Source organism: Clostridium sp. AF34-10BH (assembly GCF_003478095.1).
Lineage (GTDB): Bacteria > Bacillota > Clostridia > Lachnospirales > Lachnospiraceae > Acetatifactor > Acetatifactor acetigignens.
Window position 1 is genome coordinate 46,529 of sequence record NZ_QUEC01000027.1, and the last position, 14,887, is coordinate 61,415.

The 14,887-nt window shown below is 40.4% G+C and carries 23 protein-coding genes; 1 reads left to right on the plus strand and 22 read right to left on the minus strand.

Going from position 1 to position 14,887, the window contains the following annotated elements; all coding sequences use genetic code 11:
• The 12 genes from DWZ61_RS15545 to DWZ61_RS15600 all read right to left on the minus strand — a co-directional run.
• On the minus strand, positions 1 to 487 hold a 487-nt coding region (locus DWZ61_RS15545; RefSeq protein ID WP_243026433.1), incomplete at its 3' end, for an MT-A70 family methyltransferase.
• Positions 488 to 554: 67 nt separating this feature from the next.
• The gene (locus tag DWZ61_RS15550; RefSeq protein ID WP_118539557.1) at positions 555 to 923 is read right to left on the minus strand and encodes a hypothetical protein; all 369 of its coding nucleotides are present in this window, start codon (positions 921 to 923) and stop codon (positions 555 to 557) included.
• Positions 899 to 1,081, minus strand: coding sequence for a hypothetical protein (locus DWZ61_RS15555; RefSeq protein WP_118539559.1), 183 nt, complete (start codon positions 1,079 to 1,081; stop codon positions 899 to 901). Before DWZ61_RS15555 ends, DWZ61_RS15550 begins: the two co-directional genes overlap by 25 nt.
• Entirely contained in the window at positions 1,071 to 1,307 is a 237-nt protein-coding gene (locus tag DWZ61_RS15560; RefSeq protein WP_012744496.1) for a hypothetical protein, read from the minus strand. Before DWZ61_RS15560 ends, DWZ61_RS15555 begins: the two co-directional genes overlap by 11 nt.
• A 14-nt stretch (positions 1,308 to 1,321) precedes the next feature.
• Entirely contained in the window at positions 1,322 to 1,630 is a 309-nt protein-coding gene (locus DWZ61_RS15565) for a LysM domain-containing protein (protein ID WP_118539561.1), read from the minus strand.
• Positions 1,617 to 2,048: a helix-turn-helix domain-containing protein gene (locus DWZ61_RS15570; protein ID WP_118539563.1), complete on the minus strand. Its 432-nt coding sequence runs from the start codon at positions 2,046 to 2,048 to the stop codon at positions 1,617 to 1,619. Before DWZ61_RS15570 ends, DWZ61_RS15565 begins: the two co-directional genes overlap by 14 nt.
• 4 nt (positions 2,049 to 2,052) lie before the next feature.
• On the minus strand, positions 2,053 to 4,227 hold the full coding sequence (locus DWZ61_RS15575) for a DNA polymerase (RefSeq protein ID WP_118539565.1): 2,175 nt from the start codon (positions 4,225 to 4,227) through the stop codon (positions 2,053 to 2,055).
• A gap of 206 nt (positions 4,228 to 4,433) precedes the next feature.
• Positions 4,434 to 5,066, minus strand: a complete 633-nt coding sequence (locus DWZ61_RS15580; RefSeq protein WP_012744500.1) for a hypothetical protein — start codon at positions 5,064 to 5,066, stop codon at positions 4,434 to 4,436.
• A 44-nt stretch (positions 5,067 to 5,110) separates the two neighbouring features.
• A complete protein-coding gene (locus tag DWZ61_RS15585) occupies positions 5,111 to 5,269 on the minus strand; it encodes a hypothetical protein (RefSeq protein ID WP_015517536.1) in 159 nt (52 codons plus the stop codon).
• 57 nt (positions 5,270 to 5,326) lie between these two features.
• Positions 5,327 to 5,935 (minus strand): sigma-70 family RNA polymerase sigma factor, encoded by a 609-nt coding sequence (locus DWZ61_RS15590; protein ID WP_118539567.1) that lies wholly within the window; start codon positions 5,933 to 5,935, stop codon positions 5,327 to 5,329.
• Between the two features lie 14 nt (positions 5,936 to 5,949).
• Positions 5,950 to 6,975, minus strand: a complete 1,026-nt coding sequence (locus DWZ61_RS15595; RefSeq protein WP_118141867.1) for a toprim domain-containing protein — start codon at positions 6,973 to 6,975, stop codon at positions 5,950 to 5,952.
• On the minus strand, positions 6,972 to 7,358 hold the full coding sequence (locus DWZ61_RS15600; protein WP_118141869.1) for a hypothetical protein: 387 nt from the start codon (positions 7,356 to 7,358) through the stop codon (positions 6,972 to 6,974). Before DWZ61_RS15600 ends, DWZ61_RS15595 begins: the two co-directional genes overlap by 4 nt.
• Positions 7,359 to 7,603: 245 nt before the next feature.
• Here DWZ61_RS15600 and DWZ61_RS15605 point away from each other — a divergent pair, with 245 nt between their 5' ends.
• Positions 7,604 to 7,954, plus strand: a complete 351-nt coding sequence (locus tag DWZ61_RS15605) for a helix-turn-helix transcriptional regulator (protein WP_182427140.1) — start codon at positions 7,604 to 7,606, stop codon at positions 7,952 to 7,954.
• A gap of 85 nt (positions 7,955 to 8,039) precedes the next feature.
• On the opposite strand, the gene DWZ61_RS15610 is transcribed toward DWZ61_RS15605, so the two are convergent.
• The 10 genes from DWZ61_RS15610 to DWZ61_RS15655 all read right to left on the minus strand — a co-directional run bounded on the left by DWZ61_RS15610 (position 8,040) and on the right by DWZ61_RS15655 (position 14,710).
• Positions 8,040 to 8,303 carry a helix-turn-helix transcriptional regulator gene (locus DWZ61_RS15610; RefSeq protein WP_015517534.1) on the minus strand — a complete coding sequence of 88 codons (264 nt, stop codon included), beginning with the start codon at positions 8,301 to 8,303 and terminating at the stop codon, positions 8,040 to 8,042.
• Positions 8,303 to 8,770, minus strand: a complete 468-nt coding sequence (locus DWZ61_RS15615; protein ID WP_182427143.1) for a Rha family transcriptional regulator — start codon at positions 8,768 to 8,770, stop codon at positions 8,303 to 8,305. Before DWZ61_RS15615 ends, DWZ61_RS15610 begins: the two co-directional genes overlap by 1 nt.
• Positions 8,771 to 8,842: 72 nt before the next feature.
• On the minus strand, positions 8,843 to 9,097 hold the full coding sequence (locus DWZ61_RS15620; protein WP_243026434.1) for a hypothetical protein: 255 nt from the start codon (positions 9,095 to 9,097) through the stop codon (positions 8,843 to 8,845).
• Positions 9,054 to 10,400, minus strand: a complete 1,347-nt coding sequence (locus DWZ61_RS15625) for a DnaB-like helicase C-terminal domain-containing protein (RefSeq protein WP_118539573.1) — start codon at positions 10,398 to 10,400, stop codon at positions 9,054 to 9,056. The genes DWZ61_RS15620 and DWZ61_RS15625 overlap by 44 nt, the downstream gene beginning before the upstream one ends.
• The gene (gene zapE / locus DWZ61_RS15630) at positions 10,401 to 11,063 is read right to left on the minus strand and encodes an AFG1/ZapE family ATPase (RefSeq protein ID WP_118539575.1); all 663 of its coding nucleotides are present in this window, start codon (positions 11,061 to 11,063) and stop codon (positions 10,401 to 10,403) included. It lies immediately after the preceding gene.
• Positions 11,064 to 11,185: 122 nt separating this feature from the next.
• Positions 11,186 to 11,944, minus strand: coding sequence for a helix-turn-helix domain-containing protein (locus DWZ61_RS15635; RefSeq protein ID WP_118539577.1), 759 nt, complete (start codon positions 11,942 to 11,944; stop codon positions 11,186 to 11,188).
• A 55-nt stretch (positions 11,945 to 11,999) separates the two neighbouring features.
• Entirely contained in the window at positions 12,000 to 12,212 is a 213-nt protein-coding gene (locus DWZ61_RS15640; protein ID WP_118539579.1) for a hypothetical protein, read from the minus strand.
• A gap of 119 nt (positions 12,213 to 12,331) precedes the next feature.
• A complete protein-coding gene (locus DWZ61_RS15645) occupies positions 12,332 to 12,640 on the minus strand; it encodes a hypothetical protein (protein WP_118352153.1) in 309 nt (102 codons plus the stop codon).
• 122 nt (positions 12,641 to 12,762) lie between these two features.
• Positions 12,763 to 12,990 (minus strand): MerR family transcriptional regulator, encoded by a 228-nt coding sequence (locus DWZ61_RS15650; protein ID WP_012744516.1) that lies wholly within the window; start codon positions 12,988 to 12,990, stop codon positions 12,763 to 12,765.
• Between the two features lie 40 nt (positions 12,991 to 13,030).
• Complete coding sequence (locus tag DWZ61_RS15655) at positions 13,031 to 14,710, minus strand: DEAD/DEAH box helicase (protein WP_118539581.1); 1,680 nt, start codon at positions 14,708 to 14,710, stop codon at positions 13,031 to 13,033.
• Positions 14,711 to 14,887 lie beyond the last annotated feature (177 nt).

Genomic DNA, 14,887 nt, shown 5'->3' on the forward strand with positions numbered 1-14,887 from the left:
TACCCCCCCCCCCCGCCATTAGCTTTACAATTCTATCTCTTGTTTCCGCTGGTTTTTTACTGTGCTCCTCTATGTGGCTCATAATTACACTATGTACTCCTGCATCCATTCTCTTAGGCTTTCCTCTTACACCTAATAAACATAACTCCGCATTAGCTCTAGTCCAATTACCCATACCCCAAAAGAGAGTATCTGCTTTCTTATTCTGCTTTATCCATGTAAAAGCACAGGTTTTATACTCAAATCCCCACGCCCTCATTACATCAAAAGCCTCCTCTAAAAATGGCATCGTAACCCACATAAAAAGCACACTATCATCATCTGCTAACTTTTCTACAGGGAGAGCCTTTATATCCTCTAATCTGGTTACTGTATAATGGCATCCAGCCCCTCTCCCTCCTGCTACTGCCTTATCTCTATACAGCCATGCTGGATCTGCATAGATTATCTTATACTTGTTTTCTGTGTTAAAAATATCTACTTTCAATAGAAAAACCTCCTTTATGTTTTGATCGATCCTAATCACATAAAGGAGGTTTCCTTAGATACTAATTTTATGAATTTTTCAAACCTGCTACCAGAGTATATACCTGCTCTGCCTCCTCATAAGATAGTTTTGTATAATCAAACTCCTTAAGCCAACCTGCCATACACTTTCTCTTATTTTCCTGTATAACCTGCCTACCTCTTTCCTCAGTATAGGGCTCTAAATAAAATGAGGTTCTACCGTATCCAGAGGATCTATGATACTCATACCCATTACTCTTAAATCTCTCTTTTCTACCATTCCCCCACTCTATATCTAAGAGCCCTGTAGGAGTTCTTTTTACTACAGTACCTACATAATAGGCTTTACTGCTAAAGTGGCTCTGATACACTATTACCTTATCTCCTACCTTTAAATTTTCTCCGTTAAAATCCAAACACTCTTTAACTCCTCCAATACTCTAAAATGATGTACCTCTCTGGTATCTCCCTTTTTAACCTGTACTCTCCTTACAGATCCTACCTCTAACGGAGTTACGCACTCCTCCAGAGTTCTCTCTTTCTTATCTTCCTCATCATATACTTTATACCTCAATATTTTCCTCCTCCATATAAAACCATTTTACAATCTGAGTATTAGGAATTTGATATAACCCATACATCCACCTATTAGTATCAAACTCATACCTACACCCCTCTAAAATTCTCCCATCTTTAACAATAACACCAACTCTCTTACTTATCTCTTTTTCAAAAAGTGGATCTTTCTGTATGTCATCCCACTCATCATTAAAAACAACTCTGTTACTTAACACACTCATCTTAATTATCCTCCTTAATAATACAGTTTCCAGCCTACCTCTATATGGTTAGGATCCTGTATATTATTTAACTTTACTAACCTGTAATACTCTGCTCCAGATCCATACAAATTTTTAGCGATATTCCAGAGGCAATCTCCCTTTTTTACAATATAGATCTTTCCATTAAACAAATCTCTTACTCTATCATGTGAGGCTTTCTTCTTTTTAGGCTCCTGTTTCTTTTCTTCCCCAGAATAGTACCAGCTCTCCGCCTTACTGCCACAATATGTACATCTCGCCCCTATTGCTACCTCAGCTCCACAGAATTTACATTTTGCCATCTGGTTTCTCCTTTAATCCCATCACATAATCCATTGATAATCCTAAAAGGCTACAGATCTTAGCAAGCCTCATACTGCTAAGATCTGTACCGTTATATAAAAAGGCGTATATTGTGGATCTACTTATCCCTGTTTTATCGGAGATAGTCTGGAGAGGTATATCCAGCTCCCAGATCCTCTCCATTACTCTCTCTCCAGCACTCATTATATAGTAGGTTTTCCTCTGTGTCTTTTCGTGCTCTACTCTGATATGAGAGGGCTTTGTTAAGCCCTCATAATCTCTTATACCTCTGCTATATCTATGCTGTACGGTATCAAGCCTTATACCGCTCTCCTTAGCTATCTGATTTAGAGTTTTACCATCTACAAAGATCCTGTTAGGCTTACCCTTTAGCTCTGGTAAAGGAAAATATCCCATAGGCTTACTCCTCCTCTAAATACTCATCCGCTAAGTTTTCTCCATACCAGTAATCATTTACCTCAGCATCTACGCTCATAGGGAGATCTATAAGGCTGTGTCCTACTCTTTTCATAGTATTTACTAAGAGATCTGCTCCCTCCTTAATATGATCCTCTGGTACCTCCATAATTAACTCATCATGTACGGTTATTACCATGTGGCAATCCAGAGCCTTATACTGAGGATCATTGTAAATAGCGATCATAGCTAATTTCATAATATCCGCACTGGATCCCTGTATTACAGCGTTAAGGCTCTGCCTGTGAGCCTCTTGATAGCGGTAATCATCGTGATCTGGTAACTGCATCTCTGGTAATCTTCTCTTTCTGCCCTGTATGGTAGTTACATATCCGTACTCCTCCGCCATCTTCTCTACCTTAAGGCGGAGCTGTTGGATCTTAGGAAAACTCTTATAAAAATCATCAATAAGTTTCTGAGCCCACTCTGCGGATCTATCAAACTGCTCTCCGATGGCTTTAGCTCCACGCTCATACATGATACCTAAAAGTACGCTTTTCATAGTTGTACGCCTGTGTTTACCCTCAGCGTTTACTGTACCATCTGGATAAAACTCTCTACAATCCTCATAAGGCACTCCATAAACCTTAGATCCCATGATAGCATATAGATCTTTACCCTCTCTGTATGCCTCCTGCATAGCCTCATCTCCAGATACATAAGAGAGTACTCGTGGCTCAATCTGGCTAAAATCTCCGCCTACAAACTTATAACCATCTCTGGCTCTAAAGATCTTGCGGATGCTTTTCTCATGGCTAGGGATGTTCTGGAGATTGATCTTAGTAACTGTATCACTACTTGAAAATCTACCTGTTTTAGCTCCATACTGGTTATATGTGGTATGTACTGCATTAGTCTTAGCACACTTAACCTCTGGGATCTTATCTATATAAGTTCCTAAGAGCTTTCCACACTCTTTATATCTCTGGTAGTTATCTAAAAACTGGATAAACTCCTCTCCCTTTTTAGTACCTGCCTTTTTAGCCTTATTTCTATGCTGTTGTACTATCTTATCTCCTGTGCCTCTCGGCTCTTTTCTGGATACACTTTTCAGTTTGAAAATATCATAGAATAAACAAGCCACCTGCTGAGGGCTGTTATAGTTGATCTTCTTTGTACCCTTAGTCAATCTCATAAGAGTAGGATTTTCTTCTATAAACTTATCAAACTTAGCTACATACTCATCACAGAGCTTTTCTTTCTCTGCCATCTCTGCATTAAATTTTACAGAGAGCTCCTTAGCATAATCCTCACGGATCTCTACACCTCTAAGCTCCATATCCATACAAACATCAATAAGAGGCATCTCAATATCTCTAAACACATGATAGAGCTTTCTGTAGTCTGCTCTCGGATGATCCTCTCTAAGATACTTTTTCTGGAATTGATACAGAGCCCATGTTTTAAAACCATCGTTAGCACCATAAATAGCGAAAATATCAATAGGAATATAGTTACATGGGATACCCTCAAAAAGATCTCCAAAATCCTCATCTGAGCCCTCCCCATTGAGGATATACTTGTTATACATCGGTTTTAATCCGTGTTTCTCATTCTCATTGAGTACCCATCCAGCTATATTAGTATCCCACCATACATTAGCGATCCTCTGCCCCCACTGGAAAGTAACTACTTTATCATCAAACTTAATATTATGATTGATGCACTTAAGGGATCCGTTAGCCAGATAAGGGAGCATAACCTCCTTACACTCCTCCTCTGTCATTTGCCCCTCAACTCTCTTATTCTGGAGATCCGTGTGATTAAACGGTACATAGAAACTAGGGAGATCTGGATTATATAAACAGATACCTACTAAAATATCGTTATACACATCCAGCCCTGTAGTTTCCACATCCAGTACATACTCACTTACTCCAGTTAAGTAGGTTTCCATTACTTCCTTAAGCCTCTCTGGAGTACGGATAATTTCATACTCTCCCTCAGCATGGAGCCTACCGCTCTTTACCAGCTCATTTATTACCTCCAGCCCTTTAAGTAAGGTATTCTGGTTTCTTTTCAAATTTATATTACATACTTTTTTATGAGCTAATCGGCTACTAAGATCCTCCAGATCCACGCTCTCTCTACTCATATCTACCTTTATCTCTCTTGCCATCCTGTATCCTCCTGTTAAAAAAAAACGTGAGGGGCTCTTAATTTTACCCCTCACTCTTACCTCATTTCCCAGCTTTATAGAGGTTCTCTCTCAATGAGCCCATTTTCTGTATGTTAGGATATATTTAGGTGGTAAACACTCACATTCACACTTATACCTATCAATCCGCTCCTTTATGTTTTGTCTGCCAAGAGATTACAACTTACTTAAAATACTCTTGTAGCTCCTGCTCCGCTGTCATTGTTGCTATCGTTATTGTTACCCTTGTTAAGCTGTAATCTACCCTCGATAGCCTTAATCTGATCCTCACGATCCAGATCTAAGATAAGTGAGCCTACTAAGTTCTGAGGCTCTGGGATCTCCATCTCACTAGGATCCTTAGGGAAATACTGGTATGTAGTCTTAAGGCTACCCTTTGCTCCAGATCTCTTAATCTTAATATCTCTCTTAGTGAGATCTCCGTACTCTCCAGCTAAGCCGATAAGGTTCTTAATGTCTGTTAAGCCTCTCTCCCAGAGCTGTACCTGCTTATCCTTATCTTTCTCATCCTTGTTAATCATCTGTAAGAACATTCTAAGCTGAGGCTTATTACCGCTCTTACAAAACTCACAGCTCTCTCCTTTACAGAGGCAAGTACGATCTCTACCGCTACCGTCTACATCTAACTTGTGTACCTCATAGATGGGAAAATCATAATCTGTTTCTCCATCCTTTACTCCTACCTCTCCTTTGTGGAGTAATCTTACTGTAGCTGTATCTCCATCATCCTTTAACTGAAACCAGCCTGTTTTAGAAAATCCTCCATTGTCATACTTGTTAATAAGATCCTGTAATCCCATTTCTGTATCCTCCTGTTTTTCCTTGATTATTTTTTTTTCTATAACTACAGCATCAAAGCCTTTACAGCTCCTACCATGCTGTTGATAGCAAAACGCTTATCCACATTTTTTCCTACTAACACATCCGCCTTATGCTCACTCTTTTTAGTAAGCACTACAGCCTCTCCTTTTAAGATGGCTAACAGGGTTCTTAAACTACTCATACCGCTTACCTCCTTGCTTTTCGTGATAAATAACTTAATCACATCCGCCCAGATTATTTAGACAGCATATTGATAACCAGCTAAAATAAATTTCTTTTTGAGGTTCTTGATATGCCAGCTTACGGTAGCATTAGTAATATTAAGAGCCTTAGCAATCTCTCCCTTAGCTCCTCCAGCCATGAGGATATTTACCGCTACCTGCTCCTTATCATTGAGCTGTAAGCTATCTAAGAGATCCATAAACTCTACAGAGCTAAAATCCTTACACTCTACCTCAAAGGTGCTATCTGTTTCTGTACCGCTCTCTTTATTGATTTCAGATAACCGATCTAAGCTATCTGGAGTGGTACCTGTAAATCTTTTCTGGCGTGTAGCCTCGTTGTATAAACGGTTAAGGTGCTGGCGTACATAAACCTTAAGGAGAGTTGAAAAAGCTACTCCCTGCTCTGGATCGTAATCCTCTATAGCTCTAAGCATCGGTATATAGCTCTCACTTGTAAGATCCTCTAACTCAGAATTAGGGATAGAGGTTAAATAAGGAGATACCAAAAGGTTAATAAGCCCCTTGTTAGCCTCTATGAGCTCTTTAAGATAGCTCTCATCTCTACTCTCTTTGTACGCTTTAATAAGTTCCTCATTTGTTCCTGTAATAAATCCTTTACTCATCCTGTTTTCCTCCTTTAATATCCTGTGAGATGGTCTTTCCAGCCATCTCCGTACTCTTTGACAAGATCGTTAATATCCTTTAGGCTCGTATGCCATTTGAGGTTGATAAACCGAAAACCTTTAGGTATCAGTAACCTCTTGATCTGGGAGGCTCCTTTTCTCCCTGCATCATCGTTATCTGTGGCAAGTACAAACCGTCTAAAAGGTGTACGCTCCAGCTCTTTACACTGATCCTCTGAGATATGTGATCCCATGATGGCTACCGCTGGTACTCCATAAGAGATAAGGCTGAGAGCATCTATCTCACTCTCTGTAATCCAAACCTCCTCTATCTGATCCGATGTACCCCAGCTAAAAGATCCGTTTAGGATCTCCCAGAGCCCAAACACTACGGAGGTTTTATCTATCTCTTTTGCGTTATAAAAATGCTTTCCAGCTATGCTCCTGCCCTTGTAAAAGATCACTTTCCCATCCATGCCCCTTACAGGGAAAAGCACTGTTTTATCCTCTGGATCAAACCCCAGCTCATAAGCCTCTAGCACCCAGTTAGCTATCCGCCTTTTATGTAGGTACCTACACGCCTCCTCACTCTGTAGGAGGTTCTGTGTGTACTGCTTAACTAGGCTCTCCTCCAATACTGAGGATTTAGCTGTAGAGCCTCTGTACATATCCAGATCTGGGAGCTCTCTCTCCTCCGTCTGGTAGTTGTACTGATTTACCAACCACTTAAAGCCCTCTACTGGGCTACTCAGCCCTAACAGATCCGCTACAAACTGAGGTAGATCCGCTGTGTATCCACAGGTGTAGCAATGCACCGTACCAGCCTCATAGGTCTTATCCTTTGTTACCTTTTGCTGTAGGAGCACTCCGCAAGATGGGTTATGCTCCTTACCGTTTGCGTGAAAAGGGCAAGTACACATAAGATCCGATCCTGTGTTTTTAATCTCCTTAAGTAGCCCTGCTCCGTAGAGCTGGAGCTTAAGATCCTTAAGTACCTGCTCTACTGTGGCTACTATTGGAGTTTTCCAGATCGTTATCACTTTTTAGCCTTTGCCTTTTTAGGAGCTGTGAGCTTAAGCATTACTACCTCTGTTACCTTTAAGGCATCTGCTAATACTTCCTGTGGCAACTCTCCAGCCTCTACCGCCTTAAGAGTTGCATCCTCATCCACAGCCTCTACCGTCTTGATACAGCCTGTGAGATTTCTCTCATGGAGTTCTGCTAAGAGCTTTTCCTCATCCATGCTCTTACGCTCCTGCACAATTCGCTCAAAGCGGTATCCAGCCTCATCCGTGTAATCACTTTCTCCAGCCTCTAACATCGCATCCTTAAGGAGTGCCTTGTATTTCTCCTCCTCTTTCTTTGCACTGTCTAAGGCTAACTTTCTGGCTTTATAAGCCTCCTTTAACTCCGCTAAATTCATTAGCTTGTACCTCCTTTAAAAATTAAAATATATTCCTAAAACTACTGTTAAACAGTAGTGAATAGGTAAAAAAATATAGGGAGAGGAGCTTTAGTAGCTTTCTCCTACTGTTTAGTAGTATAATGGAGTATTTACCACTTGTCAATAAAAAATTCTGTTTAACAGTAGTTTTTGTATGTTTTGCTTTACTTTTCTACTGTTTAGGTGTATTATTTAATCATCCCTCAAAGAGAGGAGGTGATACAATGGCTAACAATTCCTCTCTCACGGATAACTTTGTAAAAGCTCTGAGTTACTACTTAGCACTATCTGGAAAGAGTAAGAAAGAGGTAGCGGATGGTATTGGGATACCGCCTACTACTTTCTCCTCTTGGAGTAATGGTAAACACTTACCAGACATGGATAGGCTCCAAAACCTAGCTACATACTTAGGAGCCCCTGTTAGTGAGTTTTTCGATTTTACCGCTAACACTTCTACTCCAGATCCGCTACTTACAGAACTTACAGACATTTTTTCTGAGTTATCTACTGAGGATAAGCTCTTAGTGAGGGATGTAGCTCTTAGGATCTACAAACTCCAACACACAGAGGAGTAATCCTCTGGGGAGCCAGTCTTATATAGGCTGGCTCTTTCTTTTTATTCTGCTACCAATATTTTCCTAAAGCTACTGGTAATATCTGTTAAAAAGCTGGGATCTGTGGCTCACTCTCACGCTCTCTAAGAGGTGTAGAGTTTCCAGCCTTTGAAAAATCCATATAAGCCAGAGGGATACCGTACAGATCACTAAGCTCCTGTGCTTTCTCCATCTTAGGAGCTGTCTTACCTGTTTCCCAGCTAACAATAGTCTTATCACTACAGCCTAAGATCTCTGCTACCTCTGCCTGTGAGTATCCTGCTTGTATTCTGCAAGCGGAGAGCCTCCATTTCATTTCAAAGTAGTTCATTAACTAGCCCTCCCTGCTTTATATTTTTCCAGAGCCTCCTCTGTTACAAACTTCTTAAGAGTAGGGATCATTACCTCACGCTCTACAGCCTCCAGCTTTCCGCTCTGGATATTTCTGTATACATTTCTCTCACTACAGCCTAAGATCTGGGCTACCTCCTCTACTGTGTAGGCTTTCTCCTGTGGCTCCTCCTGCTTTTCCTCTACCACCTCTACAGGAGCCTCCTCTCCAAACACTGGAGCATACTTAGTCTTAAAAGCCTCACTCTGAGCTCCGATAATACGCCCTGCCATAAGATCACAGCCAGCCTTAGTAATGTGGTACAATCTACCGCCCTTATCTGGATCCTCTGAGAAATACTTAGGAGCCTCATCTCCTAACTGTGTAATATATTTGCGGATCGCTCTTAAAAGGTTATCGTGCCTCTTTCCCAGCATCTCCGCTACTTCCTTACTTGTAATCGTCATATAAAAAAGTACCTCCTTTTCCGATTTACTTAACCTAATCAGAAAAAGAGGTAACATTTAGAGAAATTTTTATTATTTTTTCTTACTTAAATCAAAAATAGAGATTTTATCATTCTCTGAGTTAATTCTGGTATTAGTATCCACCACAATTTTATTATCTAAGATACCTGCTACAAGACTCTGTATAATCTCTAACTCTCCCATCTCATGTAAATAAATAGGGTACACATCTCCCTCATCTGTAAGATATACAGGGATGATCCTCCCCTTAGGTACTCCGCCTTTAGAAACCATAATCTTTCTCTCCTCCTTTATCCTTTTCTCCATCTGGTTTATCATCCTTTTTATCCTCTGTGCTCTCCTCTGGATTTTCGCTAAGGAGAGGCTTAAGGTATCCTGTGTTTACTTCCCAGATCATAAGCACCTCTTTGTTATTGATACCATATCTGTTTTTCTTAACACTGATCTTAAGAGTGCCATCTATCACGGATAGAGATAATACTCTTGTGGCGTTCTGTCCTACACCGTCACTCTCTGCCAGATCGTGGAGCTCTGGGCTCTCTCCCTTTTTACGGTTCTTAACTGCCTCACGGTTAGCCTGTGCCATAAGGAGTACAGGCTTTTTAAGCTCCTTGCTCATCAAAAAGAGATCCTCTGAGATATTGTTATAAGCTATTCTAGGTATATCCGCCCTACGCTTATCACTCATAAGAGAGAGCTGATCTATTACGATCATATCCGCCCCATGCTTAATAGCTAAGCTCTTGATCTCATCCACATTAGGCTTACGCCCCTCAAAATCATCTGGAGTAACTACGATAAATCCGCTCTTTTGCTGGAGCTGTGCTATGTACTTCTCATAATCCTCCTGTAAGTACTTTGCTCCGTCTGTATCTGGTTTCTTTCCCAGAGTACCAGATCCATTAAGGAGCCCCATGTTACTAAAGTGCTTATTGAGAGTATCGAAACGAAAACCAACCATAGCGGTACTCATCTCTCCAGAGTACATAAGGATCTTATAACCCATATTCCACGCCATAGTAGCGAAGTACTCTCCGATCCATGTTTTACCTACATTAGTACGCCCTGTGAGTACTACCAGATCCTCTCCCCAGAGCCAGCCATTAGTAATCTCATCCAGCTTAGGGATACCTGTAGGAATACCTATAAGCCCCTTTACCTCACAACGCTTTTTATACTCTGTAAGACGATCTCCAGCGTTAGAGATAATATCATAACCATCTTTATTCCTGCTCACTGGTACAGATTTCTCCAGCTTTTCTATCTCCTCTTTGAGGTACTTGATCGCCTTAATACTATCCTCTTTTACTACCTTTGCTGTATCCTCAATCAGAGGCACCAGCTTAGTATATGTATAAGCCTCTTTGAGCTTGTATACTAAGTAATCTGTACTCTCTGTAACCTCCAGCATTTGAAAATCTTTGAACCTGCCTAAAAAGGTTATTTTATCTGGCATCTGCTTATAGCTGTTGTAATGTTCTATGATAAAATGGATCTCATCCTTACAGGTAAGAAACATCTCCTCTACTACTCCGTTAGAGTGGAGGATCTCCAGATCTGGAGCATCTAATACCTTACAGAGTAAGCTCTGCTCAATCATATTAGCCATTTATAATCCCCTCCTATCTCCGCTTGTAATTTCTACTACCTGTGAGGATCCCAATACTCTACTGGCTATCCGATCCCCTAACTCGCCCCTAAGCTCCTCTGGAGAGAGGTTACTAGTATAGATCGTAGTGAGGTTATTAGATACTCTGGTATTTATAATACTTACCATCCTCTCCCTTACCCAATCTGTTACCCTCTCTGCTCCTATATCGTCTATGATGAGGAGCCTACAGGTTTTTATCATTCTTAAGATCTCATCAAACTCTGGATCTTTGTTATCATAGTTATCTCTGAGATCTTCTAAGAAAGTGGGGAGAAAAATATATAGCCCCTCATTTTCCAGCCCTGTATTAAACGCTATTTTTCTGAAAAAGTAACTCATAATCTTACAAGCCCATGAGGTTTTACCATTCCCTGTGCTCTTTCCCCAAATATATAAGCCTCTGCCCTCATCTACCATATTGAGCACATCATTTTTATAGTTATCCAGCACTGTAAACGCCTCCAGATCCTCTCCATTCTCTGGCTTAAGAGCGATAGTGTAACGGTATCTCTCTGGGATCCTGCTTAAATTATATAAAGCTCTAAGTACTCTGTAGCCTCCGCATACATCACTACAGGAGCTTTTATCTTTCTGGCAATAATCACTTGCATAACATTTCATTTTGCCTATTACCTCCTTTTGTTAGATCTAAGTGCCCTTATATCTATGATTAACCTAATCACGGAGGAGAAAATTTTTTAGACAAAAAAAAGAGGAGAGCTGTTACACTCTCCTCCAGACTGCTAAAATACAATATCCTTACCCTCAGCATCTTTAAGGGTATTACCGCTAAACTTTTTACTAACCGCTGTAGGCTTTCCCTGTCTACCATAGTTCTTAAGTGGATAGAGATCTTTCCATCCCTTATCTATACTCTGATCCACAATAGCCAGAGCCACTACAGGATCCTCTCCAGCATTATCTCTAAGAGTACTAGCAAACTTTTCTACAGTAGTTACCTTAGGAGTATAGTTTTTACCCCTACAATACTGGATAAATTTACTAAGAGCCTCTTTCACAAACTTATTAACAGGATCCTCTAAGATAGTACTATAAGATTTCTTTTTAGGGGCTTTGCCCTCCATCTCTTTAGAGATGGATTTTTCTATATTATCTTTACTATCTTTATTGAGTAAAAAATTTTTACTCGTATCGGGTAAAGTTTTTTTACTCGTTGGATCTTCATCGAATAAAATTTTTTTACTCGGTCTTAAAGCTGTATAGCTGTTGTAAATGAGAGCCCCTTTAGTGGTACTACTTTTAGTGAGGAGCCCCTGCTTAACTAGGTTATCTAAAGTGTTAATTACTGTAGGTCTTGATACACCACCCAGCCACTCACAGAGATAGTCTACACTCCCTGTAAAAGCTGTGTTAGTAGTCTGAGAAAATCCGTAGATGATCGCATAGAGCATAAGAGCATTACCCTTTAGTTTTAGCTCTGTTACCATCCAGCCCTGTACAGCAAAGTAATTATCCTCTCTTACTTTTATCTGTTTTGCCATAATTACCTCCAGTTAAGGGGAGAGGAGAGAAACCTCTCCCCCCCCCCTGTAAGTATTACTCCATCTCTGAGATGGTTTTCTCAATGTTATCACACACCTCATCAAACGCCTGTTTAATAATAGCCTCTCTCTGCTGAGGGTTCGTACCTCCATCAATCTTAATCTCCATATTGACTGTAGGCTTACACCAGATACCACTCTTGTTCTGTACACTCATACCCAGCTCTACGCTGATACCTGCTACCCTTGCTGTAAAATCATTTGCCATCTTTGTTATCCTCCATCTCTTTTAAATTCTTTTCTCTGCGTGCCATTCTACGGTTATACTCCTCCACGGATTTACAGCCCATCTTTCTAGCTACTACTTTTTTGTGGAGGAGGGTACCGTTATTCTTCTGGATCTGCCTCTGCATTTTTCTTTTGAAACTGCTCACTCTTTTCTGCCTCCATTTCTGCTACGCTGTGCCATACGTTATCCTCTGTTTCAATCTCGCATATACTATTATGTGGATTGATAATAACCGTAACATCACAGCTATTAGAATTAAAGCTAGGTAATCCAGATCCGTAACCACCATTACCTTTAAGTTTGGTTCCTAAGGCGGTAGAGATAATATCCTCTAAGGATTTACCATTTACCTCTAAACCGTATCCGTGATCCGATACCTCAGCATTTGTAAAACTGATTTTAAGCATCCTGCTTACCTCCTTTTCTTTTGATACTTAACCTAATCACACAAACGGTAATTTTTTAGATAGCCCTCAAAATTAAGGACAAAAAAAAGAGGAGAGCTTTTACACTCTCCTCACACTTAGGGTTACTTTTTAAGTTTTGCTTTTCTCGGTAATGAGGCATAAGCCTTTATAGCCTCCAGATCCTCCTCATACCAGTATCTATAGCCTCCCTCATCTCTTACGCTTGCTGGAATAGCTCCAGCATCTTCCCAGAGGCGGATAGATTGAGTAGAGGCTCCTACCAGATCCGCTACCTCTTTCCTTGTGTATACTCTTTTTCCTGTATCTGCATCTATTGTTATCGCTCTCATTATGTACCTCCATTTTGAGTTATTATACCACACCTGTATATTAAATGCTAAGTAATTTGTTAAGGATGGTTTTAATATCCTGCTTAGATCCTTTACCGTCTACTACTCGATCAATGAGATCTTTATTTTCTAACAGGTAATCCTCTACCGCCTCATCTATGGTACCCTTAGCCACCATAGAGATTACATTTACAGCCCCTACGGTACCTATTCTGTGGGCTCTATCCTCAGCCTGTGCATTATCTCCGCTATTCCATGCTTTATCCATAAAGAATACATAAGAGGCTTTATTTAGGGTTAATCCAGTACCCATAGCTCCGATAGTTCCTATAGCTACTTTACAGTGTGGGTTAGTCTGAAAATTGTCTACTAACCTCTGCCTCTGTTCTGGAGGTACCTCTCCTGTAATTACAATCGGATCATATTCACTAAGCTCTATCCCCAGATCCTTAGCTATCGTGCTCCACTGAGAAAATATGATAGCCTTGTGACCGTTAGGGATAATCTCCTCCTCCAGCATCTCCTTAATACGATCCAGCTTAGGGCTATCATCCGTTAAGTTAGGATTACCGCTGGTAAGCTGTCTGAGGCGGAGAGTACAGTTAAGCGGATTAACAGAGGCTAGGATATTTTCCATATCCGCTACAATGCCATTTTTAATATCCCTGTACTGTTTTTTCTGGGCTGTGGTAAGTTCTACATACTCAGTACTATACAGCTTAGGAGGGAGATCTAGTACCTCCTCTTTTTTTCTTCTTAACATTACAGTATTTAACTCAGCATTGAGGCTATCTAAGTTTTTATATCCGATTACTTTATAACCTCCGAAACCTCCCATAGTACAATAGGCATTTCTAAAACTATAAAAGGATCTCCTCTCTACTCCAAGCCATGTAAGGATATTCCACAGATCCTCCGCTTTATTCATTGGAGTACCAGATAATCCTATCTTAACTGGAGCTTTCAAAAATCTAAGGGCTTTTCCCTGTTGAGAGCCTCCGTTTTTAGCCTTATGGATCTCATCCACAATGATAGCCCCTATATATCCATCCTTAATCCCCAGATAGAGAGCATCCTGTATTTTCTCATTTCTGAGGCTCTCAATATTGATAACCCCAAAATAAGAGGAGCCTCTGTACCAGTCATTTAGCTGTTGTACTCTAACATCCATTGTCTTACCGTCTACCATTACACAGCCCTCGTTAGAGTGGATCTGGATCTCTTTCTCCCAGTTATATTTTACAGAGTTCACTCCGCATACAATAAGGGTTTTAATGAGCTCTTTCTTTCTGGCTACACAAATATCAATACTCTCCTTTGTCTTGCCTAAGCCCTGCTCATCTCCGATAAGTAAAGAGTTTTTCTCCATTCCATAATTAAAAGCCTCGATCTGATGAGGGAGGGGAGCTGTCTTAAAATCAAAATCTCTTACAGGCTTAATGCCCTTTAGCCTCTCCTGTGTAGCCTCCCTTTTATCCTCGATCTCCTTAGTATTGAGAGCTTGTACTACAGCCTCCTCATTTTTGATATTGCTAAGTCCTACTTTCTCTATGAGAGCTGGTAGCTCATGTGCTGGGATCTCCCACGCTCTATCCTCTGGTAAGTATCTCCGCTCTGCCAGCTCTTTTACCTTAGCTACAGTAGTGGGATCGTATCTAAATGAGATTTTAAAAGCATCATCAAAATAAGTACCTTTTTCCAGTTTTTCTACTGTTATCATAAAAATAAACCTCCTGTGATTTAGTCTTTATATAACTTAATCACAGGAGGTAAATATATTTAGATAACCCCTATATAATTTATGCTACTAACTGCACATAAAGCCCCAGCTTTCTAGTACAGTACATATAATCCTCTAAGTAGTGGGTCATACTTTCAGTATGTATCTTGGAACATT